This is a genomic window from Caballeronia humi, from assembly GCF_001544475.1.
Taxonomy (GTDB): domain Bacteria; phylum Pseudomonadota; class Gammaproteobacteria; order Burkholderiales; family Burkholderiaceae; genus Caballeronia; species Caballeronia humi.
This window is the reverse complement of record NZ_FCNW02000200.1, coordinates 1-1052: the sequence shown is the minus strand read 5'-3', so window position 1 is coordinate 1052 and position 1052 is coordinate 1. Positions and strand designations below refer to the sequence as shown.

Sequence of the window (1052 nt, the reverse complement as noted above, 5' to 3'; positions counted from 1 at the left end):
TTCGCGATCGCGTAGACGAGCGGCACGAGCATCACGAAGCTGACATCGAAGAGATGGGGCAGGCCGATCAGCAGCGACGCCGCGCAAATCGCAGCGGGAATCCAGCGCTTCGAGCCGAGCCCGATGAAGGTGTTGGCGATGCGGTCGGCACCGCCAGATTCGAGCAGCAGGCCGCCGAGCATAGTGCCGAGACCGACGACCAGTCCGACCGAACTCAGGATGCCGCCGAAGCCTTTTTCGAAGCTCTTGATGACGGCGGTGGGCGCGAGTCCGGCCGCGCTGCCGAGGAAGCCGGACGTGAGAATCAGCGCGAGGAACGGGTGCATTTTGAGCCGCGTGATGAGCAGCACAAGCAACACGATGGCAATCGCCGGGGCGATCAATGGGTAAAACGATGGCTGCATGGAAACTCGTCAGGTTTGGCTGTGGCCGCCTTGTGAAGGCAGTGCTTATTTGGCATACCAACGTGTAAGGCTGCGAGCGGGTATCGGCTGTCGGGCAAGCCTGATTAGAGGCCGTGCAGATACGTCGCCAGTCCCCCTTTGAACATGGGCATCTGCGAGCGAATAGAGCATTCTTGAGTGTGTCTCCGTGCGCAGCTCTTATCTCGATCGCCGCAGCTAAAAGGCCGGATTTTTTGCTTTCATTAAATCTGGTATACCAAAATGTAGCTGGATGTCTGATTATGGTCAAGTACGGGATAACACCATGACAGCAGCCGCTTTGAGGCCTGTGGACGCCTTGGATCGTTTGGTAAAGTGGCATACCGGACTACGAATGGCTGGGGATACCAGAGAGAAACGGGATGAAGAGATGACGGATTTCGAAGACGAACAAGAGGCACTCGAGGGCGGCGATCCGACCGACGAACTGCTGTCGATGCAGATCGCCCAACGCTTACGCACGCTGATCGCCACCGACGAACTGAAGCCCGGTGAGCGTTTGCGCGAACGCACGCTTGCCGAACGGCTGGATGTGTCCCGCACACCGCTAAGGGAAGCGCTGAAGGAACTGGCGGGCGACGGACTCGTCGTCGTGCTGCCCAAGCGCGG

The 1052-nt window shown here is 59.0% G+C and carries 2 protein-coding genes; one reads left to right on the top strand and one right to left on the bottom strand.

Going from position 1 to position 1052, the window contains the following annotated elements:
- On the bottom strand, positions 1–404 hold a 404-nt coding region (locus AWB65_RS35030), incomplete at its 3' end, for a GntT/GntP/DsdX family permease (protein WP_235008121.1).
- A gap of 304 nt (positions 405–708) precedes the next feature.
- On the opposite strand from AWB65_RS35030, the gene AWB65_RS36790 reads away from it, so the two are divergent.
- The coding region (locus tag AWB65_RS36790; RefSeq protein WP_235008119.1) for a winged helix-turn-helix domain-containing protein at positions 709–1052 on the top strand (344 nt) is incomplete at its 3' end.